We start from the raw sequence: 19,818 nt of genomic DNA, 5'->3' as shown, positions 1-19,818 counted from the left end.
GTGCCACCCGGGTTCGACCGCTCATGAAGCTCCTGCTCGTCGAGGACGATGCGGCGCTCGCCGCCGAGATCCTGCGGGTCCTGCGCGCCGAGAACTGTGCCGTCGACCACGCCCATGACGGCGAGGACGGCGCGCATCTCGGCGACACCGAGACCTACGACGCGGCGGTGCTCGATCTCGGCCTGCCGAAGCGCGAGGGGATTTCGGTGCTGCAGGGCTGGCGGGCCGCCGGCCGAACCCTGCCGGTGCTGATCCTCACCGCGCGGGACGCCTGGAGCGACAAGGTGGCGGGCTTCAAGGCCGGGGCCGACGACTACCTGGTGAAGCCGTTCCGGGTCGAGGAGCTGGTGATCCGCTTGCGCGCCCTGGTGCGCCGCGCCGCCGCCCATGGGGCGACCATCGTGACCTGCGGTCCCATCAGCTTCGATCCCGGCCTCGGCGCCTTCACCCGTGACGGGCTGCCGCTCAAGCTCACCGGGCTCGAATGGCGCGTGCTGTCCTGCCTGATCCTGCGCCGCGACGGAGTGGTGCCGCGGGGCGAGCTGATGGAACGGGTCTACGAGGGCGACGCGGAGGTCGATTCGAACTCGGTCGAGGTCATCATCACGCGGTTGCGCCGCAAGATCGCCCCGGCCCGGATCGAGACCGTACGCGGCCACGGCTACCGGCTCACCGCGGGCGAGGCGGCGTGATCGGGCTCGGCCAGATCGGTTCCCTGCGTCGGCGCCTGCTCCTCGGGGCGCTGGCGCTGGGCGCGACCGCGCTAATCGTGGCGGGAATCGCCATCGCGCTGATCCTCGCCCGGTTCGTGCGGGGGCAGATCGACTCCCGGCTCGATGCGCAGATCGTCGCCCTGGTCTCGGGGCTGGAGCCCGGCCCCGCTTTACATCTCTCCCGCGACCTCGACGCGCCGCCCTTCGACCGGCCGGGCTCGGGCTGGACCTGGCAGGTGCAGCGCGGCGGCACGGTCCTGCGCTCCGCCTCCCTCGGGGAGCGCAGCCTGACCGTTCCGGCGCTGCCTGAGGACGAGGAAGGACCCCGCCCGGCGGACGGCACCGGCCCGCAGGGACAGGCCCTGATCCTGCGCATCCTGACGCTGCCGGACGGGACCGTGGTGGCGGCGAGCGCCCCCCGCGCGGCCCTGAACGGCCCGCTCCGGGAGGCGGGCTTGAGCCTCGCCGCCTGCCTGGCGGTGCTGGGGCTGGTTCTGGCGGCCGCCGGCGTGGCGCAGGTTCGCCTGGGGCTTCGTCCCCTCGACCGGTTGCGGCAGGAGCTGGAGGCGGTGCGGGCAGGCCGGCGCGAGCGGGTGCCGGATTCCCAGCCCGTCGAGGTCCGGCCGCTCGCCGCCGAGATCAACGCCCTCCTGGACCAGAACGCGGCGCAGCTCGCCCAGGCCCGCACCCATGTGGCGAACCTCGCCCATGGCTTGAAGACGCCGCTCGCCACCTTGTCGCTCGCCCTGTCCGAGCCCGGCCGCGACCCGGACGGGCGGCTGTCGCAGTTGGCGGCCCACCTCGACCGCTCCGTGCGCCATCACCTGCGCCGGGCCCGCAGCGCCGCGCTGACCGGGGCGACGCGGCTGCGCACGGAACTCGCCGGCCCGGTTACCGATCTCGCCGGGGCCCTGGAGCGGCTGCACGCCGAGAAGGGCGTGCGGGTGACCTGCGCGGTCCCGCCCGGCCTCGCCGCGGCCTGCGACCCGCAGGACCTCGACGAGATGCTGGGCAACCTGGTCGACAATGCCTGCACCTGGTGTACCCGCGCGGTGCGGGTATCGGCGGAAGGCTCGGGCGGCGAGGTGGTGGTGGCGATCGAGGATGACGGCCCCGGCCTCGGACAGGCGGCGCTGGCGGCGGTGGCGCAGCGCGGCCGGCGCCTCGACGAGACCGTGCCGGGCCACGGCTTCGGCCTCGCCATCACGACGGAACTGGCGGAGCTCTATGGCGGCGGGCTGGAGCTCGACCGGTCGGCGATGGGGGGCTTGCGGGCAAGGCTGCGGCTGCCGGGGTGAGCTGCGGCCGCTGGAGCCGGAAGTTCGCTCACCTCAGCAGAAGAGACACCCTCCGCGTCATCTCAAGGGGCAGTCGGGCACAAGGATGGCGCAGGTCCTCTCCTCTCCCCGCGGGCGGGGAGAGGGCCGTGTCGACGTTCAGGAGACACGGCAAGCGGAGGCGAAGCCGGAGCGAGGGTGAGGGGGTCTCGACGAGGGAGGCTTCTCCGGAAATACCCCCTCACCCTCGCCCTACGGGCTCGCCGCTCCCCCTGAACGGGGGATCGGCCCTCTCCCCGCCCGCGGGGAGAGGAGAAAACCCGCGCCCCTATGGATTTCATGATCCCGACCGCGCCGACGAGCCCATGGATAACAGAAGAAATCCTGCTAGCTTGTACTCAATGCGAACAGGATCTCACCCCTGCATCTTCGCCAGCATCGCGTCGGAAACGGCAAAATTCACGAAGACGTTCTGCACGTCGTCCTGGTCCTCGATGGTCTCGACGAGGCGGATCAGCTTCTCGGCGGTCTCGTCGTCGACGTCGACGGTATTCTGGGCGCGCCAGATCAGGGCGGTGCGGCGGGGCTCGCCGAAGCGGGCCTCCAGGGTCTTGGCGACCTCGCCGAGGGACCCCTGCTCGCAGGTGACCTCATGGCCGCTCTCGTCGGACTTCACGTCGTCGGCGCCGGCCTCGATGGCGGCTTCCAGCATCGTGTCGGCATCGGCCACCTTGGCGTCGAAGGCGACGAGGCCGACATGGTCGAACATGAACGACACGGCGCCGGTCTCGGCGAGGCTGCCGCCGGACTTGGTGAAGGCCGAGCGCACGTCGCTCGCCGTGCGGTTGCGGTTGTCGGTCTGCGCCTCGACGATGAGCGCGGCGCCGCCGGGGCCGTAGCCCTCGTAGCGCACTTCCTCGTAATTCTCCGCGTCGCCCCCGGCCGCCTTCTTGATGGCGCGCTCGATGTTGTCCTTGGGCATGTTCTCGGCCCGGGCCGCGAGAATCGCGGCGCGCAGGCGCGGGTTCATCGACGGGTCGGGCGTGCCGAGCTTGGCCGCGACGGTGATCTCTCGGGCGAGCTTGGAAAACACCTTCGAGCGGACCGCGTCGACGCGGCCCTTGCGGTGCATGATGTTCTTGAACTGTGAATGCCCGGCCATGGTGCTCCCCGGCGGATTGGTTGATCCTTGCGCGCGGAGAGCGCCCGGCGGGGCTCTCGACGCCGCAAGGCCTTGCGTGAGACAGCCGGCTTATAGGCGCGCGCCCGGGGAGAAGACAATGCGGAAGACACTCGCGCCGCGCGAGGCTTTCGCAACCCTTCGCACTCGCGAAAACGCGGTGGAATCAGGCCTCTAACCCCGAAGGCTCAGTGCGCCGCGCCGCCGATGATCGCCCGGCGCAGGCGGGCCGAGACGAGGTCGATCAGCGCCACGGTGACGAGGATCATCAGCACCAGGAAGGCGACCTGCTGCATCTCCAGCACCCGGATCAGCTCGGTGAGGTACTGGCCGATGCCGCCCGCCCCGACGATGCCGATGATGGTGGCCGAGCGGGTGTTCGACTCGAAGAAGTACAGCACCTGGCTTGCCAGCACCGGCAGCACCGCCGGCACCAGGCCGAACCGCACCCGGTGCAGCCGGGAGCCGCCGGACGCGGTCACGCCCTCCGGCGCCTTGCGGTCGGCGGTCTCGATCGCTTCGGAGAACAGCTTGCCGAAGGCCCCGAAATCCGAGCAGGCGATGGCGAGCGCCCCGGCGAACGGCCCGAGGCCGACGACATTGATCCAGATCAGCGCCCAGATCAGCACGTCGACGGAGCGGATCACGTCGAAGCCGCGGCGCACCCCGAAGCGCAGGAAGGGATTGGGCACCACGTTGCGGGCGGCGAGGAAGGCGACCGGAAAGGCGAGGCAGGCCGCCGTCAGGGTGCCGAGGAAGGCGATCGCCAGGGTCTCGCCCAACGCGGTCAGGAACAGGCCGAACCGCCCTTCCGCGGAAGGCGGCAGCATCATGCCGGCGAACTCGCTTAAGCGATGCAGGCCGTGGAGGATGCGCAGCAGCGAGAAATCGAGCCGCATCATCGCGAACACCGCGAGGCCGACGACCAGGGCGAGGCTGCCGATGACGACCGCGCGGCGCGACCACGCGGCCCGGAAGACCGCCGGGTGGCGGGCGCGCAACCCGTCGAGGTCGGCGAGCGCGGCCTGGCGCAAGGCGGAGGGCGGGCGGTTTCTCACGCGTGGGCCTCCCGGCCGAGGAGGTGGTGGCGCAAGCGCTCGGTGGCGAGGTCGATCGCCACCACGGTGAGGATGATGAGGACGAGGATCGCGCTCACGTCCGAATAGTAGAAGTTGCGGATCGCCACCAGGAATTCCTGGCCGATGCCGCCGGCCCCGACGAAGCCCATCACGCCCGCGCCCCGCACGTTGATCTCGAAGCGCAGGAGCGCGTAGGAGGCGAAGTTGGAGAGCACCTGCGGCACCACCGCGAAGCGCACGGTCTCGAGGAAGCCCGCCCCGGTGCCGGTCAGCCCCTCGACCGGTTTCATGTCGATGTTCTCGACCACCTCGGAGAAGAGCTTGCCGAGCGCGCCGGTGGTGTGGATGGCGAGCGCCAGCACGCCGACCATCGGCCCGAGCCCGAAGGCGATGACGAAGATCAGTGCGAACACCACCTCGGGCACCGTGCGGCACACTTCCAGGAAGCGGCGGGCGCAGAAGCGGATTGCCGGGGACCGCACCAGGTTGGCCGAGGCGAGGAAGCACAGGCCAAACGCCGCGATGCCGCCGAACAGCGTGCCGAGATAGGCCATCAGGATCGTCTCGCCCAGGAGCGCGAGCCATTTCGGCAGGCCCCAGTACCAGGCCGCGACATCCGCCGGCAGGTTGGCGAGGGTCAGCGGCGGCAGGATCTGGCCGAGATAGGCGGTGAAGTTCTGGATGTTGTCGAGGAAGGTGAGCGGCCGCACCTCGGCCATCCAGCCGGCGAGCAGGTACAGGGCCACGATGACGACGAAGACCGCCAGGTTGCGTCGGCGCGCCGAGGCGACGGCGCCGGAATAGGCGGCGAGCAGGGTGTTCTCGCGCTCGGGCGGTAGTGTCTCGATGCGGACGGTCACGGGGTTTTGGGTCTCCGGTGCCGGATCGGCGCCCTCACGTCGGGAGGGCATCCAGCGAGACAGTCGAGCGCGGGTGTCCCCTCTCCCCGCGGGCGGGGAGAGGGCTCCGGCGACCTTGTCGTCGACGGAGCTAGCGGAGGCGCAGCCGAAGCGAGGGTGAGGGGGTGTTTCCGGAGGAGTCTCATCCGGAAACACCCCCTCACCCTCGCCCTGCGGGCTCGCCTCACCTCCTGAACGGAGGTTCGGCCCTCTCCCCGCCCGCGGGGAGAGGAGAAGACCCGTGCGTCACGACCGCTTGCGCTGCTCGTCGTTGTGGCGGAGCATCTCGATGATCGGCTGGTAGTCCTTCAGCGTCACCGGGGTGAGGCCGAGGTCCTTGCCGTCGGAGAGTTTGTCGAAGGCGGCCTTGTCCTTGGTCGGGAAGTCGATGAAGGCCTGGCGGATTGTCTGCTTCAGGTCGTCCGGCAGGCTGGCGAGGACCGCGAAGGGCCCCTCGGGCAGGAACTCGGACTTGAAGACGACGCGGAAATCCGACTGCTTCATCGGCGTGCCGTCGGCGTTCTTCACCATGCCCTTGGTGAGCATCCGGGTCAGGTTGCTGTCGGTGTCGGAGTTCCAGAAATTGGCGGCGGCGTCGGCCGTGCCCTGGGCCAGCGCCAGCACGGCGTTCTCGTGGCTGCCGGCGTAGAAGGTCTTGCCGAAGAACTTGTCGACGTCGTGACCGGCCTTGTGCAGGAAGAAGCGCGGGGCCTGGTTGCCGGAGGTCGAGTTCGGATCGACCAGCGCCAGGCTCTTGCCCTTCAGGTCCTCAATCGACTTGTACGGGCTGTCGGCCCGCACGTAGATCACCGAGTAATAGCCCGACACGCCGGTCTCGTGCTTCTGGTTGACCAGCGGCTCGAGCTTCACGCCGGTGATGGCGGCGCGGGCGAAGGAGGCCGGGCCGTAGAAGGCGATCTGGATGTTGCCGGCGCGCTGGCCCTCGATCACCGCGGCGTAATCATTCGCGACCCGCAGCTTCACCGGAACGCCGAGTTCCTTGGTGAGATAGGCGGTGAGCGGGGTCCAGCGGTCGACGGTGCCCGACGCGTTCTCGGCCGGGATCACGCCCAGCGTCAGCTCGGGATATTTCGCCTTCCAATCCTGCGCGAAGGCGGGGCCGGCGGCGAGCAGCAGGGCAGCGGCGCCCACGAGGGTGCGACGGTTCAGCATCGATCGAGTCCTTCTCGGAACGAAAAAAATCTCAGGCGCTCAGCGCCTCGGCATGGCGGACAGGCGCCCGCACCGGCATCGGCAGCGTCTCGGGCTCGCCGCGGTCCATCACCTCGCCGGCCTCGAGGCCGTAGAGAGTGCGGGCGACGTCCTCGGTGAGGTCGAAGCCGCGGCCGTCGAACACCACCCGGCCGGCCGAGAGGCCGATCAGCCGGTCGCAATAGGCGCGGGCGAGGTCGAGGGAGTGCAGGTTGCACAACACGGTGATGCCGTAGCGCTTGTTGGCGTCGGCGAGCGCGTCCATCACCAGGCGGGTGTTGCGCGGGTCGAGGGAAGCGACCGGCTCGTCGGCCAAAATAATCTCCGGCTCCTGCACCAGGGCCCGGGCGATGGCGACGCGCTGCTGCTGGCCGCCGGAGAGTTGGTCGGCCCGGTTGGCGGCGAAGGCCCCCATGTCGAAATTCTCGAGGGCGGCGAGGGCCAGCGCCCGGTCCTCCTCGCTCCACAATTTCAGGAGCGAGCGGTGGGCCGGCACCTGGTTGAGCCGGCCCATCAGCACGTTCGTCATCACGTCGAGCCGGCCGACGAGGTTGAATTGCTGGAAGATCATCGCGCAACGGGCGCGCCACGCGCGAAGGGCGCCGCCGCGCAAGGCCGTCACGTCGGTGCCGTCGTAGAGGATGCGCCCCGCCGTCGGGTCGGCGAGGCGGTTGAGCATCCGCAGCAGGGTCGACTTGCCGGCGCCCGAGCGCCCGATCACGCCGACGAAGCTGCCGCGCTCGATGGACAGGCTGACCCCGTCCACGGCCCGGCGGGCCCCGTATTGACGCGTGAGATTCTCGACAACCAGCATCCGTTCGCCCGACTCCACTGTTCGGCGAACGTAAACGCCCGTTAAGCGACAGCCGGATGACAGTTCGTCAGTGCTTAGCCGGCGTACTGATCAAGGAAGGCTTCGATCGGAAGCTGGCGAAAATCCGGGAGCGCGGCGCGCAACCGGTCGTGGTCCCAGTCCCACCAGGCGAGTTGCAACAGGCGCTCGGACACCGCCTCGCCGAAGCGGCGGCGCACGGGCCGGGCCGGGTTGCCGACCACGATGGTGTAGGGCGCGACGTCCCGGGTGACGATGGCGCCCGCGCCGACGACCGCCCCCGTCCCGATGGTCCGCCCCGGCAGAACCACGACGCCGTGGCCGATCCAGACGTCGTGGCCGATCGTGACGGGCAAGGCCCGGCGCCGGTCGAAGAAAGCCGGCTCGTTCTCTTCTTGCGGCCAGTACGAGGCGGCGCGGTAGGTGAAGTGGCTCTGCGAGGCCCGTTCCATCGGGTGGTTGCCCGGATTGATCCGCACCATCGCGGCGATCGAGCAGAACTTGCCGATCGTGGTGTAGATCACCTCACCGTCGTTGCCGATATAGGAATAGTCGTCGAGACTCGTCTCGGCGAGCTGGGTGCGCGGGCCGATTTCGGTGTAGCGGCCGAGACGGCAGTCCCGGACCTTGGCGGTCGGGTCGACGGTGGGCTCCAGGCCAAGCTGTCCGGCCATGGCATCAACCTCCGAAGGATAGGCGCTGCACCACCCGGAACCGGCCTGCCCCGCCGTCGGGCAGGACGTCTTGGCGCAGCACCGACAGGGCGTCGAGGGTGAGGGGCTCGGCCTCGCCATAGGCCGCCGCCAGGCGCTCGCGCCAGGGCGCACGGTCGGCCTCCGGCAGGGCGTCGGTCAGGGTCATGTGGAAGCGGAATTCCTCGAAGACGTGCGGGTAGCCCCAGGCCGCCAGCAGCGCCCGACCGCGGGGGCTCAGGCGCTCCGGCCTGCGGCGGACGATCTCCGCCTCGGTCAGGGGAGCGCGGAACGGCTCGAAGGCGGCGACACATTCGGCGGCGAACAGGCCGAGCTCCGGCGGTGCGGCCACCGGGATCAGGGCCGTGAAGGCGCCGAGCGTCGCGACCTGCAAGGGACCTACCGACACCAGCGGATGATCCGCCGCCAGGGTGGCGGCAGCCTCCAGAAGATCGGCCTCGGTGGCGCCAGCTCGCAAACGCATCGGCGCCTTCAGGGTGGCGTGGAAGCCGTAGACCCGCGGCGAGCCGGTCACGCCCGGAAGGTCGGCCAACCTACCCGGACGGGGGATCTCCGCGCCGGTATGGTTGTCATAGCCGAGGACGGCGCTGCCGAAGCGGGCGAGGTCCGAGCCGGGCCTCGGCGTGAAGTAGAGGGCGTAGCGGGGGCTGCCGGTCACGCGGTTCTCCTTGTGGAGCCCGATTCAGCACGCTGGCGTGACCGGATGGTGACGGCGGACAGAGCATCAACCTCCGCCGCCGGCCACTGAGCTGGCCTGACTCGCGGGAAGAGGAGCGGGATTGGCTTTTCTCTCCCACCCGCGACCTCATCCTGAGGTGTTAGTCGATCGCAGATCGACTGACCTCGAAGGAGGGCTCCATAAATCTCAGCGACCCCTGGAGCCCTCCTTCGAGGCTCGCTTTGCTCGCGCCTCAGGATGAGGTTGTGGGTGGGAGCAAGGGTCAGTCGAACAGGCGCTTACACCACCGCCTCCGCCCCCACCGCCGCCAGCGCGAAGGCGTAGATCAGCGCCACCTCCTCCAGCCGGTCGAACCGGCCGGCCGCGCCGCCGTGCCCCGCCTCCATGTTGGTGCGCAGCAGCACCGGCCCACCCCCGGTCATGGTGGCGCGCAGGCGCGCGACCCATTTCGCCGGCTCCCAGTAGGTCACCCGCGGGTCGGTGAGGCCGCCGAGCGCCAGGATCGCCGGATAGGTCTTCGCCCCGATATTATCGTAAGGCGAATACGACAGGATGGTCTCGAAGGCCTGGAGGTCGGCGCCCGGATTGCCCCATTCGGGCCATTCCGGCGGGGTCAGCGGCAAGTCGCCGTCGAGCATGGTGTTGAGCACGTCGACGAAGGGCACGTCGGCGACGATGCCGGCGAACAGCTCCGGCGCGAGGTTGGCCACCGCCCCCATCAGCATGCCGCCGGCACTGCCGCCGTGCGCCACGATGCGGCCGGCTCCCGTGTAGCGCGCCTCGATCAGGGCGCGGGCGCAGGCCACGAAGTCCGAGAAGGTGTTGGGCTTCTTCTCGCGCTTGCCGTCGAGGTACCAGCGCCAGCCCTTCTCGGTGCCGCCGCGGACATGCGCGATGGCGTAGACGAAGCCGCGATCGACGAGCGAGAGCGGGTTGGTGCGGAAGGCCGCCGACATCAGCGAGCCGTAGGAGCCGTAACCGTAGAGGAGGAGCGGCGCGGTCCCGTCGAGGGGGGTGTCGCGCCGGTGCAGCAGCGAGACCGGCACCTGCTCGCCGTCCGGCGCGGTCGCGAACAGGCGGCGGGTGACGTAGGAAGCCGGATCGTGGCCGCTCGGCACGTCCTGGCGCTTGCGCAAGGTCCGGTCGCGGGTCGTCGCGTGATAGTCGTAGGTCTCCGCCGGCGTCGTCATCGACGAGTAGGTGAAGCGGATCAGATCGGTGTCGAAGGCGTGGCCCGGCGAGAGACCGAGGGAATAGGCCTCCTCGGCGAAGGCCACGGTATGCTCGGCGCCGCTCGTCGCGTCGCGCACGATCAGGCGCGGCCGGGCATTCTCGAGTTCGAGCCGCACGAGGTGGCGGGCGAGCACGTGCTGGAAGCGGATCATCACCCCGGCGCGATGCGGGATCAGGTCGCGCCAATTCGCCCGGGCCGGGCTGTCGAGGGGCGCCACCGCGATCTTGAAGTCCTCGGCGCCGTCGGCATTGGTGAGCACGAACAATTCGTCGCCGCGATGCTCGACCGAGTAGATCAGCTTGTGCTCGCGCTTCGCCACCACCCGCAGGGGGGCGAAGGGCGTGGCGCGCTCGGCGAGATGGACCTCCGAGGTCTCGTGGTCGTTCGCCGTCACCACCAGATAGGCGCCGGATTGGGTCTCGCCGATGCCGACGAAGAATCCGGAATCGCTCTCCTCGTAGACCGTGTCGTCGTCGCTCTGCGGCGTGCCGAGGCGGTGCAGCATCACGGTCGCGGGGCGGTGGTTCTCGTCGACCGCGACGTACCAGAAGGCGCGTCCGTCGCCGCTCCACACCACGTCGCCGGTGGTGGCGAGGATCTGGTCCTCCAGGTCCCGCCCCGTCGCGAGGTCGCGGACCCGGATGGTGTAGAGTTCGGAGCCCTTGGTGTCGGCGCTCCAGGCGACCAGCCGATGGTCGTCGGAATGGCTGGCATCCTCCAGGCTGAAGAAGGCGTGCCCCTCCCCTTCCCGGTCGCCGTCGATCAGTATCTCCTCGCCTTCGCCGGCGAGATCGCCGACGAGGCCGGGGGTGACACGGTCGGCCGGGCGGCGGCAGACCAGCGGGTGCTGCCCGCCCTCGCGATAGCGGGTGTAATAGGCGAAGGGGCCATCGAGGTCCGGCACGCTGCCGTCATCCTCGCGGATGCGCCCACGCATCTCGGCGACCAGCGTCTCGCGCAGAGCCTTGGTGCCGGCGAGCGCGGCATCCGCGTACGTGTTCTCGGCGTCCAGGAGGGTGCGGATCTCCGCCGGCAGGGCAGCGGGGTCCTTCAGCACGTCCTTCCAGTTCTCCGCCTTGAGCCAGGCATAGGGGTCGGTCACCGCGCGGCCATGGACCGTGACGGTGACGGGCCGGACGGGCGCCGTCGGCGCGGCGGCAGGCGGGCTCAGGCGAAGGGTCATGCGGCTCCCCGGGATGTTGCACGTCGCATGGATGTGCCGTCCCGGGGGCGCCGCTGCAAGGGCGCGCCTACGCCGCGGCGGCCACTCCTTGAGCGTCGGCCCGGATGCGGTCCATCATCGCCCGGGCGCCGTTCGAGCGCTGCGCCGTCAGGTGCTCGGAAAGGCCGAGCGTCTGGAACAGGCCGAGGGCGTCGGCGCGGGCGGCGTCCGAGGCCGTGCGGCCGTCGAAGAACGCGATCAGGACGGCCACCACGCCCTTGGTGATGTGGGCGTCGCTGTCGCCGAGGAAGTGCAGGCGCGGCTCGGGGCCGGAGCGGTCCACCTTCGTCTCGAGCCAGACCTGGCTGACGCAGCCGCGCACCCGGTTGGCCTCATTGTGGGCTTCCTCCGGCAGGGGCGGCAGCTTGCGGCCGAGCTCCATCAGGTACTGATGGCGGTCGTCCCACTCGTCCAGGAACTCGAAGTTGGAGACGATCTCGTCGATGGGCGGCAGCATGGGACCTGAACGGGGATGAAGGAGATGAGACCCGGCATATAGGCGGGCGGCGCCCCGCCCGCCACCATCTCAGGCCAGGCGGGCGGGCGGGCCGCCACCGTGTCACGGCGGCAGGGTCAGTTCCAGCGGCGCCTCCGGGGTGCCTTTGCCCGAGACCGCGATCTCGGCCTGGGCCGCATAGGCGGCGATCAACCGGGGACCGATCCGCGGCACGCCCTCCGGCGGTTCGCCGGCGACGCCGCCCGAGGTGATCCGCACCCGCACCGGATCGGACGGCTTATCCCCCGGCACCTCGACCCGGGTGACGCAGGCAGAGCCCTCGTCGGTGCCGTCGAGGCATTCGGCGACGATCTCGGCCAGGATCATGCCGAGCGCGTTGACCCGGCGCGGCTCCAGGAGAGCGGTGCGCCCGGTCTCGACCGTCACGGCGATCCGTCCGGCCCGGCGCAGCTGGCCCAACCCTTCCGCGAGGCGGGTCAGGTATTCGGCGAGGTCGACGCTGGCGATCTGCGGCGCCTCGTGCAGGTGCTGCTGCACGAGCGCGATCGCCCGCACCCGTTGGCCGAGGGCATCGAAGGCCGGGCGGCAGGGGCCGGCCGCGGCGCGGCCATAGAGGCCGATCAGGCTGACCGTGACCTGGAGGTTGTTGCGCACCCGGTGATAGATCTCGGCCAAGAGCGCGTCCTGCTCGGCCATCGCCCGGGCGGCGTGCTCCTCGGCCTCCTTGCGCTCGGTGATGTCGAAGCAGGAGCCGGCAAAACCGGTGAAATCGTCGCCCTCGTGCAGCGGGTAGGCGTGGCCGTGGACCCACCGGAAGGCGCCGTCGTGGCGGCGCAGGCGGTACTCGGCGCTGTGGGGCCGGCGCTTGGCGTAGGCCGCCGCGAGAGCGGCCTCGTGCCCGGCCCGGTCCTCGGGATGGAGCCCGTCCTTCCAGCCGTGGCCGAGTTCGTCATCGGCCGCCCGGCCGCGGAATTCCGTCCAGGCCGGATTGACGTAGATGAGGCGCGCCTGGGGATCGGCGCGCCAGATCATGAGCCCGGCGCCTTCGGCGAAGCTGCGGAAGGCCGCGTCCGGCAGTGTCGTGTCCGCGGCCATGTCCCTCGCCTGCTCCTGTCGCCGATCGCGCTCCTTCAGGGCCGGTCAACGTACCGGGGGCGCCGCCGTTCCGGCGCCGTCCTTCGGACAAAAAGCGTCATGCTCAGCGACGGTTGAGAGCGAAGCGGCCCGGACCGGCGGCGGCGATCATCAGGAGGCCGCCGATGATCGAGAGGTTCTTCATCGCCTGGATCTGGTTCATGCGGACGGCGTCTCCCGTCATCGCCCAGAAATTGTGGAAAAACACGATCGTCGTCAGGGTGAAGACGGCGAGCAGCACCGAGGCCGCCCGGGCGTAGAAGCCCAGCGCGATCAGCAGGCCGAGGCCGAGTTCGGCCGCGATGGTGAGCCAGGCCAGCACCTCCGGGTAGGGCAGCCCCTTGCTCGAGACCGCGGCGACGACGCCGGCCGGGTTCATCAGCTTCTGGGCGCCGGAGACGCAGAACAGCACGACGACGAGGATGCGGGCGAGACTGAAGACGGCTTGGCTCATCGGACACTCCGGGATCTGATGGAGCCCGTTGGAAGACCTTGCCGCCGAACAGTCAAGCTGTCGTCAGCGCCCCCCGGTCCAGTCCGCCGGATGAGGGCGGTTCCCCGCCGGCATCGCCTCGCCGGGCTCGAAACGGGCGAGCTCGGCGGCTCGCGCGTTGATCCAGCCGGCATGCAGGCCGATCGGCGTGACGGCGGTGAAGCCGCCGCAGGCGGTGCGGACCCGGCCCTGCTGGGCGGCACCGCTCGACCAGCTCACCACGCCGACGAGCTGGTAGCCGCCGGGGCCGGCGCGCAGGATCGGCCCGCCGGAATCGCCGAGGCAGGCGCCGGCGCCGGCGGTCTCGGCGAGGGTGTGGCGGTCGGCCACCACCGTGACGGTGTTGGCGACCTGGAGTTCGCCCAGCGAGACGAGGCGGGCCTGGCGCAGCACGCGGGCGGTGCCGCGGCGGTTCTCCGCCACCACGCCGTAGCCGGCGATCGCGACGTTGTCCCCTTGCGCGATGTCGCCGCCGGAGCGGGTGTCGAGGGGGCGGAAATCGGGGCCGAGGCGCTGGTCGAGCTTCAGGATGGCGAGGTCGGTGCCGGGCTGGGTCTCGGGCGTGGTGCCGGGCACGAAATCCGGATGCATCGCCGCCGCGATCGCCCGCAGGCGGCGCTGGCGGAAATTGCGGTCGACGGCCACGACCCAGTAGCCGGCCTTGCGCATCACGCAATGGGCCGCCGTCAGCACGAGGTCGGGGGCGATGAGCGAGCCGGAGCACATCTCGCCGGTGGTGCTCTCGATCCGCACCACCGAGCCGCGCAGGCCGTCGGGATCGCGGGTCACCTCGCCCCGGACCACGGCGCCGGCGGAGCCGCTCCACAGGCCGAGGGGCGCGGCCACCGCGAGGGCAGCGAGAGCGGGGCGGAGGCGGAAGGGAGAGACGCGCATGGAACCACCCTAGAAGCGTGCGGCCACGCTCGACAAGTGAAGTCTGGCGGAAGGGGTGTGGTTCCGCACCGGCAGAGAACCGCGGCAGGAACGAAACCGTGAGCGTGACGGTGGCAGGAGGCTCACTCCCAGCGCGGCGCGGCGCCCCAGCCCGCCGTCGTGCGGTCGATCCAGGCCCGCTGCGGCGCGACCAGCACGCCCTGCGAGACGCCGCCGCACGGCGACTTTTCCGATCCCTTGCCGGCCCCGCTCGCCCAGGTGGTCACCGCGAGCACGGCCCCGCCGGCGCCGGCGATCGGCCCGCCGGAATCGCCCTCGCAGGCGCCGGAGGCGCTCGCGCCCTTCAGCCAGACCAGGATCCGGCTCGGGCCGTAGGGCTCGACCAGCGGCAGGGTGGCGGTGCGGAAGGTGCCGGTGCTGCGATGGTCGCCGGGCCGCGCCACGCCGTATCCGCCGAGCGTCAGCGGCGTGCCGGCGGCGACCGGCGCCTCGGCGAGGGCGGCCGGGACGAAGCGGGCCGGCAGGGCGGTGTCGGTGCGCAGGAGCGCGAGGTCGATCGAGCGCCGCCGCCCGGCGATGGCGCCGGCATCGTAGCCCGGATGCACCGCCCGGGCGGCGACCCCGAGAAGTACCGGCTCCCCTTGCTCATCGCGAAAATGCACCCGGTGCTCGGCCCCGGGCGCGGCGCAATGGGCCGCGGTGAGCACCACGTCGCGGGCCAGCACGATGCCGGTGCAGACCCCGCCGCGGGAGGACAGCACCATCACGCTGGAGCGCGCGAGCGCCGCACCGGGCGCCTCGCTCCCGCCGACCACGGCCTGGGCGGGGGTGGCGAGGGTGAGGAGGGCGGCGAGGAATGGGAGGGTTGGGCGGATCACGTCGCTCTCGGGTCGGCGGGTCTGGCGCCCTGCCCTGCCCGATCGGGCGTGGGAGGTCCAGGGTGGTGGGCTGCGATGATCGACGGAGGTGCGGAGATCGGCAGTCGGTCGGATTCGGATGATCGCGGCGGCAGTTTCGAGGCGATCGGCAGACCCGGGCAGATTGTTGGGCGGAGACAGGGACCGAGCCGACATTTTTTGTACGCACGAAAATCTTGCGTGCGAGGCCTCCGCATGGAACGGTGAGACCTGCGGATGGTCTGGGACGAGTTCAAGCGCGAGGGCAACATCCGCAAGCATCGGATGGATTTTGCCGATGCGCGCGACCGGTTCGAATGGATGGACGCCGTGGTCGAGGCGGCCAGGCCCGCGTCGGACGGCCGCCCGCGCTTCCTTGCGATCGGTTTCCTCGATGGGAAGCTCGCGTCCCTGGTCTTTGCCCTCGTCGGCAGCGAGGCCATCTCAGCCATCAGCCTATGGCGGGCAAGCCGCAGTGAGAGGAGTCGCAATGACCACGCGTAAGGCGAGCCTACCCCCCTGACTGACGCCGAGGAGGCGGAGATCCAGGCCGGCATCGCGCAGGATCCCGACAATCCGGAGATCACGGCGGAGCGATTTGCGAGGATGCGGCCAGCCGCCGAGGTGCTGCCGCCCGCACCCTATACAGCATTGACGCGCCCGCGCGGCCGGCCCAGGGCCGACGTGACAAAGGTGCCGGTGACCATCCGCCTGGATCGCGACGTGGTCGAAGCGTTCAAGGCAACGGGCGATGGTTGGCAAACCCGGATGAACGGCACCCTGAAGCGAGCGGGGAGGCGGCTCGGCACGCGTTGAGACGATTGACGCCTATCAGATCAGCAATCCTACACATCCATTCCCCGCGCCGCGAGGTCCCGGCGCAAGGCGTCGACCGACGTGAAATGATGGGCGTGGAGCCCCGCCTCCCGCGCGCCCGCGACGTTCTCGGGCAGATCGTCGGTGAACAGCACCGCCGACGGCCTCACCCCGAGGCCCGCGAGGCAGCGCTGGTAGCAGGCGACATCGGGCTTGGCCGTGCGGAACGAGGCCGAGGCGTGGATCCGATTCCCGAACAGGGGCCGCAGTTCCGGGCACAGCACGTCGATGTGTCCCGTCAGCAATTCCGAGTTGTTCGTCAGGATGGCGACGGCCGTCGCGGCCCTCACCCGCTCGACCAGCGCGAGGACCTCCGTGTCGGGCGCCATCGCGGCGCGGCGCGCCTCCAGCCAGTCCGTCAGGCTGACCGGATATCCGATCCGCTCGCCGAAGGCCTGGAGATAGGCCCGGGGCGAAAGAGCGCCGCTATCGCCCTGGAACTCCAGGCCGCTGTCCCAGATCGCGGCGTAGATGGCGTCGGCCGGGATGCCGGTGATGCCTGAAAGATAGTCGACGCGCCGGCGGCGGTCGTAGTGGTACAGGACGTTGTCGAGGTCGAACAACACGAGTTCGATGTCAGCGGCCATGCTCGCCGATGCCCCCTGCTCCGAGTCGACCGGGACGGACACAGCTCCGCCGCGTCCGCCGATGACAGCGGAAGCCGACTCGGACCTTTCGTCAACCCCGTCGATCACCGCTCCGTCTCAGGGCTCCGTCATGGCGACCGACGCCGGCACCAGCCGCGGCGGCGCGGGCACCGCATCCGGTGGCGCCAGCGCCACCGAGGGCGGCACCGGCCCGAGACACCCGGTGCAGACCGAGGCGATCGCCCGGTTGGCCCGGGCGGTGATCCGCGCCTCGAACGCCTCCCGGGCCGCCGCGGCACGGGCGACGGCCGCCTGGCGCGAGGCCTCCGCCTCCCGGGCGGCCTCGGCCGCGTCGGCGCCCGGACCGTCCTCCGGCATCTCGTCCCGCGGACGGATGCGCAGCAGCAAGGGCGCGCTCCCCAGATCGGCGATGGCGGCCGCCGGCGTCATCACGGGGGTAGCGTCCTGGGCGAAAGCCGCTCCGGCGCAGCACCAGGCGGCGGCGAGGAACGGGAAAGCGGCGGAGCGCATGGCCTCTCCCTGGATGGTGGCCGGCAGGGTCGGCCGGCGCGGTGAACGCAGCCTTAACCATAACCGCCATGCCGCCGGATCGGTTCACCCGCGCCAGGAAAACCACAGTGCCAAGACACAGACCCAAGACACCGACCCACGACACCGACCCACGACACCGACCCACGACACAGCCTCAAGCCACGGCCGGCCCCCGCCGGACCTCGCGGCACACGAGGATGTGACCGCCCCGACGCTCCCGACCCAGGCACTTTCGCATTCAGGGTGCATTCAGTGCCCGGCGACGATGGTCCCCGGCATGCGCCAGCTCGTTCTTCTCCTGCTCCCCGCCGTCGTCGGCCTCGCCGGCGCCTCGGGCTGGCTCGCGGCCGCGGAGGAGCGGGACGAGACCCCCACCGGGGCGGTGCCGGCCCGGCCGGTCAAGGCCGCCGAGACCGCCCAGACCTGCCTCTCCTCCGGCGACCTGCGCGAGGCGGTGGCGGAGAAGCGGGTGGTCGAGCCGGTGGCGGCGATCCGGGCGGCGCGGGCCGCCGTGCCGCGGGCCGACATCGTGCGGGCCAATCTCTGCCGCCGGGACGAGGTGCTGGTCTACATGCTGACGGCCTTGCGCAAGGACGGGCAGTTCGTGCACGTGATGGTGGATGCCCGGTCGGGGAAAGTGGCCGGCCAGTGGTGAAACGCGGGTTTGCCGCGGATTTGCTGTGAGCGAAGGGGTTCGGGTCGTGCGTCTGCTCGTGGTCGAGGATGACCGGGATCTCAACCGCCAGGTCGTGAGCGCCCTGGAGGAGGCGGGCTACGCCGTCGACAAGGCGTTCGACGGCGAGGAGGGCGCTTTCCTCGGCGAGACCGAGCCCTACGACTGCATCATCCTCGACATGGGCCTGCCGAAGGCCGACGGCGTCTCGGTCCTGTCGGGCTGGCGCCGGGCGCAGGTGAAGACCCCGGTCATCATCCTCACCGCCCGCGACCGCTGGAGCGACAAGGTCAACGGCTTCGATGCCGGCGCCGACGACTACGTGACGAAGCCCTTCCACATGGAGGAGCTGCTGGCGCGGGTCCGCGCGCTCCTGCGCCGCACCGCCGGCCACGCCACGAGCCAGATCAGCGTCGGCCCCGTGGTGCTCGACACGCGGTCGGGCCGCGTCTTCGTCGACGGCAGCCCGGTCAAGCTCACCTCGCACGAGTACCGGCTGCTCTCCTACCTGATGCACCATACCGGCCGGGTCGTCTCCCGGGCCGAACTGACCGAGCACCTCTACGACCAGGATTTCGACCGCGACTCGAACACCATCGAGGTCTTCGTCGGGCGCCTGCGCAAGAAGCTCGCGGTCGACCTGATCCAGACCGTGCGCGGCCTCGGCTACCTGATCGACGCGGGCGCCGGCGGAAAGCAGCCGTGACCGGCCCCGGCCGGGCCGCGGCCGAGGCAAAGCCGGAAACGGGGCTCGCCGGCGGCGTCGCCCCCGCCACGCCGCGCCGCTGGTTCGGCTGGCGGCCGTGGCGCAAGCGCTCGATCGCGGTGCGCCTGGCGGTCTCGTCGCTGATCTCGAGCGCGCTGATCCTGCTGATCGCCGGGCTGATCCTCTCGACTCTCTACCGCGAGACCACCGAGCGGGCCTTCGACAGCCGGCTCCTCGTCTACGCCAACGATCTCGCCACCAACCTCGTCTCCCCGTCCGATTCCGAGGCGCGCAGCTTCGGGGCGCTCGGCGATCCGCGCTTCGACCTGCCCCTGTCGGGCTGGTACTGGCAGGTCGGCCGGCCCAATGCCCGGCCGCGGGACCTGCGCACCTCGCGTTCCCTCGTCGGCGTGCCGCTCCAGCCCCCCGACAACGCCGTCGGCGAGGCCGGGGCCGGGCAATTGCGCAAGGGCTACGGCAAGGCGCAGGACGACCGGCCGTTGCGCATCATCGAGCGCACCGTCGATCTCGGCGAGGAGGGCCGCTACATCGTGCGGGTCGCCGGCCCGTCGGACGAGATCGCCGCCGACATGCGGCGCTTCACGCTGGCGCTCACCACCACCTTCTCGCTGCTCGGCCTCTCGCTCGGCCTCACCACCCTGCTGCAGATCCGCTTCGGCCTCGCGCCCCTGATCAAGCTGCGGGCGGCCCTCGGCGCGATCCGCCGCGGCGAGGCCGACCGCATCTCGGGCGAGTATCCGCGGGACATCGCGCCGCTGGCCGGCGAGGTGAACCTGCTGCTGGAGACCAACCGCGAGATCCTGGAGCGGGCCCGCACCCAGGTCGGCAACCTGGCGCATGCGCTGAAGACCCCGTTGAGCATCATCGTCAACGAAGCCTCGGCGGGGGACGCCAACAGCGAACTCGCCGTGAAGGTGCGCGAGCAGGCCGCGGTGATGCGCGACCAGGTGAACTACCACCTCGACCGGGCCCGGGCCGCGGCTTTGGCCGGCGCGCTCGGCACCTTCACCGACGTCGAGCCGGTGGTGGCGGCTCTGGTGCGCACCTTCGGCAAGATCTTCTACGACAAGGACCTGACCTTCGACACCAGCGTCACCCCGGGCTTGCGCTTCCGCGGCGAGCGCCAGGATTTCGAGGAGATGATCGGCAACCTCGTCGACAACGCCGCCAAATGGGCCCATGCCCGGGTCTCGATCCGCGCCGAGGTGATCGGCCAGGGCGAGTACCCGCACCTGATCGTCACGGTGGAGGATGACGGGCCCGGCCTGCCGCCGGAGGCAAGGGCCGCGGTGCTGGAGCGCGGCCGGCGGCTCGACGAGACCAAGCCCGGTTCGGGCCTCGGCCTCTCCATCGTCTCCGACCTCGCCGCCCTGTATCGCGGGCGCCTGCGTCTCGACGCGGCCGCCCTCGGCGGCTTAAGGGCAGTGATCGAAGTGCCGGGGGATGCGAGCCCGGCGGCGCAGCCCTGAGGCTTCGCGGGCGACGGGAA

General features: G+C 70.9%; 22 protein-coding genes. 7 read left to right on the top strand and 15 right to left on the bottom strand.

Annotated elements, in window-relative coordinates; genetic code table 11:
* Nucleotides 1-23 precede the first annotated feature (23 nt).
* Complete coding sequence (locus HBB12_RS24895) at nucleotides 24-692, top strand: response regulator transcription factor (RefSeq protein WP_236991832.1); 669 nt, start codon at nucleotides 24-26, stop codon at nucleotides 690-692.
* Nucleotides 689-2,011, top strand: coding sequence for a sensor histidine kinase (locus HBB12_RS24890; RefSeq protein ID WP_236991831.1), 1,323 nt, complete (start codon nucleotides 689-691; stop codon nucleotides 2,009-2,011). The genes HBB12_RS24895 and HBB12_RS24890 overlap by 4 nt, the downstream gene beginning before the upstream one ends.
* Before the next feature lie 394 nt (nucleotides 2,012-2,405).
* Here the strand turns inward: HBB12_RS24890 and HBB12_RS24885 are convergent, their stop codons facing one another.
* From HBB12_RS24885 to HBB12_RS24825, 13 genes are all read right to left on the bottom strand, one after another.
* The gene (locus HBB12_RS24885; RefSeq protein ID WP_048453006.1) at nucleotides 2,406-3,152 is read right to left on the bottom strand and encodes a YebC/PmpR family DNA-binding transcriptional regulator; all 747 of its coding nucleotides are present in this window, start codon (nucleotides 3,150-3,152) and stop codon (nucleotides 2,406-2,408) included.
* Between the two features lie 206 nt (nucleotides 3,153-3,358).
* Nucleotides 3,359-4,228, bottom strand: a complete 870-nt coding sequence (gene phnE, locus HBB12_RS24880; protein WP_236991830.1) for a phosphonate ABC transporter, permease protein PhnE — start codon at nucleotides 4,226-4,228, stop codon at nucleotides 3,359-3,361.
* Entirely contained in the window at nucleotides 4,225-5,109 is an 885-nt protein-coding gene (gene phnE, locus HBB12_RS24875) for a phosphonate ABC transporter, permease protein PhnE (RefSeq protein ID WP_236991829.1), read from the bottom strand. Before phnE (HBB12_RS24875) ends, phnE (HBB12_RS24880) begins: the two co-directional genes overlap by 4 nt.
* 285 nt (nucleotides 5,110-5,394) lie before the next feature.
* Nucleotides 5,395-6,321, bottom strand: coding sequence for a phosphonate ABC transporter substrate-binding protein (gene phnD / locus HBB12_RS24870; protein ID WP_236991828.1), 927 nt, complete (start codon nucleotides 6,319-6,321; stop codon nucleotides 5,395-5,397).
* Nucleotides 6,322-6,352: 31 nt separating this feature from the next.
* The gene (gene phnC / locus HBB12_RS24865; RefSeq protein WP_236991827.1) at nucleotides 6,353-7,174 is read right to left on the bottom strand and encodes a phosphonate ABC transporter ATP-binding protein; all 822 of its coding nucleotides are present in this window, start codon (nucleotides 7,172-7,174) and stop codon (nucleotides 6,353-6,355) included.
* A 74-nt stretch (nucleotides 7,175-7,248) separates the two neighbouring features.
* Nucleotides 7,249-7,866 (bottom strand): LbetaH domain-containing protein, encoded by a 618-nt coding sequence (locus HBB12_RS24860; protein ID WP_236991826.1) that lies wholly within the window; start codon nucleotides 7,864-7,866, stop codon nucleotides 7,249-7,251.
* 4 nt (nucleotides 7,867-7,870) lie between these two features.
* Entirely contained in the window at nucleotides 7,871-8,563 is a 693-nt protein-coding gene (locus tag HBB12_RS24855) for a DUF1045 domain-containing protein (protein WP_236991825.1), read from the bottom strand.
* 299 nt (nucleotides 8,564-8,862) lie between these two features.
* Entirely contained in the window at nucleotides 8,863-11,001 is a 2,139-nt protein-coding gene (locus HBB12_RS24850; protein ID WP_236991824.1) for a S9 family peptidase, read from the bottom strand.
* Nucleotides 11,002-11,068: 67 nt separating this feature from the next.
* The gene (locus HBB12_RS24845) at nucleotides 11,069-11,497 is read right to left on the bottom strand and encodes a SufE family protein (protein WP_236991823.1); all 429 of its coding nucleotides are present in this window, start codon (nucleotides 11,495-11,497) and stop codon (nucleotides 11,069-11,071) included.
* Between the two features lie 102 nt (nucleotides 11,498-11,599).
* Entirely contained in the window at nucleotides 11,600-12,592 is a 993-nt protein-coding gene (locus HBB12_RS24840; protein WP_236991822.1) for a sensor histidine kinase, read from the bottom strand.
* 103 nt (nucleotides 12,593-12,695) lie between these two features.
* The gene (locus HBB12_RS24835) at nucleotides 12,696-13,085 is read right to left on the bottom strand and encodes a DoxX family protein (protein WP_236991821.1); all 390 of its coding nucleotides are present in this window, start codon (nucleotides 13,083-13,085) and stop codon (nucleotides 12,696-12,698) included.
* A gap of 63 nt (nucleotides 13,086-13,148) precedes the next feature.
* Entirely contained in the window at nucleotides 13,149-14,018 is an 870-nt protein-coding gene (locus HBB12_RS24830; RefSeq protein ID WP_236991820.1) for a S1 family peptidase, read from the bottom strand.
* A gap of 122 nt (nucleotides 14,019-14,140) precedes the next feature.
* On the bottom strand, nucleotides 14,141-14,896 hold the full coding sequence (locus tag HBB12_RS24825; protein WP_236991819.1) for a trypsin-like serine protease: 756 nt from the start codon (nucleotides 14,894-14,896) through the stop codon (nucleotides 14,141-14,143).
* A 255-nt stretch (nucleotides 14,897-15,151) separates the two neighbouring features.
* Here HBB12_RS24825 and HBB12_RS24820 point away from each other — a divergent pair, with 255 nt between their 5' ends.
* Entirely contained in the window at nucleotides 15,152-15,418 is a 267-nt protein-coding gene (locus tag HBB12_RS24820) for a BrnT family toxin (protein ID WP_236991818.1), read from the top strand.
* Nucleotides 15,419-15,433: 15 nt separating this feature from the next.
* Entirely contained in the window at nucleotides 15,434-15,730 is a 297-nt protein-coding gene (locus tag HBB12_RS24815) for a BrnA antitoxin family protein (RefSeq protein WP_236992883.1), read from the top strand.
* A gap of 29 nt (nucleotides 15,731-15,759) precedes the next feature.
* Here HBB12_RS24815 and HBB12_RS24810 read toward each other — a convergent pair whose 3' ends face one another.
* Nucleotides 15,760-16,377 (bottom strand): HAD family hydrolase, encoded by a 618-nt coding sequence (locus HBB12_RS24810; RefSeq protein WP_236991817.1) that lies wholly within the window; start codon nucleotides 16,375-16,377, stop codon nucleotides 15,760-15,762.
* A 117-nt stretch (nucleotides 16,378-16,494) separates the two neighbouring features.
* Nucleotides 16,495-16,908, bottom strand: a complete 414-nt coding sequence (locus HBB12_RS24805; protein ID WP_236991816.1) for a hypothetical protein — start codon at nucleotides 16,906-16,908, stop codon at nucleotides 16,495-16,497.
* Nucleotides 16,909-17,206: 298 nt separating this feature from the next.
* Between HBB12_RS24805 and HBB12_RS24800 the strand changes: the two genes are divergently transcribed.
* The 3 genes from HBB12_RS24800 to HBB12_RS24790 are packed head-to-tail and all read left to right on the top strand — an operon-like array spanning nucleotide 17,207 to nucleotide 19,798.
* Nucleotides 17,207-17,584, top strand: a complete 378-nt coding sequence (locus HBB12_RS24800; protein WP_236991815.1) for a PepSY domain-containing protein — start codon at nucleotides 17,207-17,209, stop codon at nucleotides 17,582-17,584.
* A 46-nt stretch (nucleotides 17,585-17,630) separates the two neighbouring features.
* The gene (locus HBB12_RS24795) at nucleotides 17,631-18,308 is read left to right on the top strand and encodes a response regulator transcription factor (protein WP_236991814.1); all 678 of its coding nucleotides are present in this window, start codon (nucleotides 17,631-17,633) and stop codon (nucleotides 18,306-18,308) included.
* Entirely contained in the window at nucleotides 18,305-19,798 is a 1,494-nt protein-coding gene (locus HBB12_RS24790) for a sensor histidine kinase (protein WP_442919315.1), read from the top strand. The genes HBB12_RS24795 and HBB12_RS24790 overlap by 4 nt, the downstream gene beginning before the upstream one ends.
* Nucleotides 19,799-19,818 lie beyond the last annotated feature (20 nt).

It is taken from the genome of Methylobacterium sp. SyP6R (assembly GCF_019216885.1).
Classification (GTDB): Bacteria; Pseudomonadota; Alphaproteobacteria; order Rhizobiales; family Beijerinckiaceae; genus Methylobacterium.
This window is presented reverse-complemented; position numbering and strand designations above follow the sequence as displayed.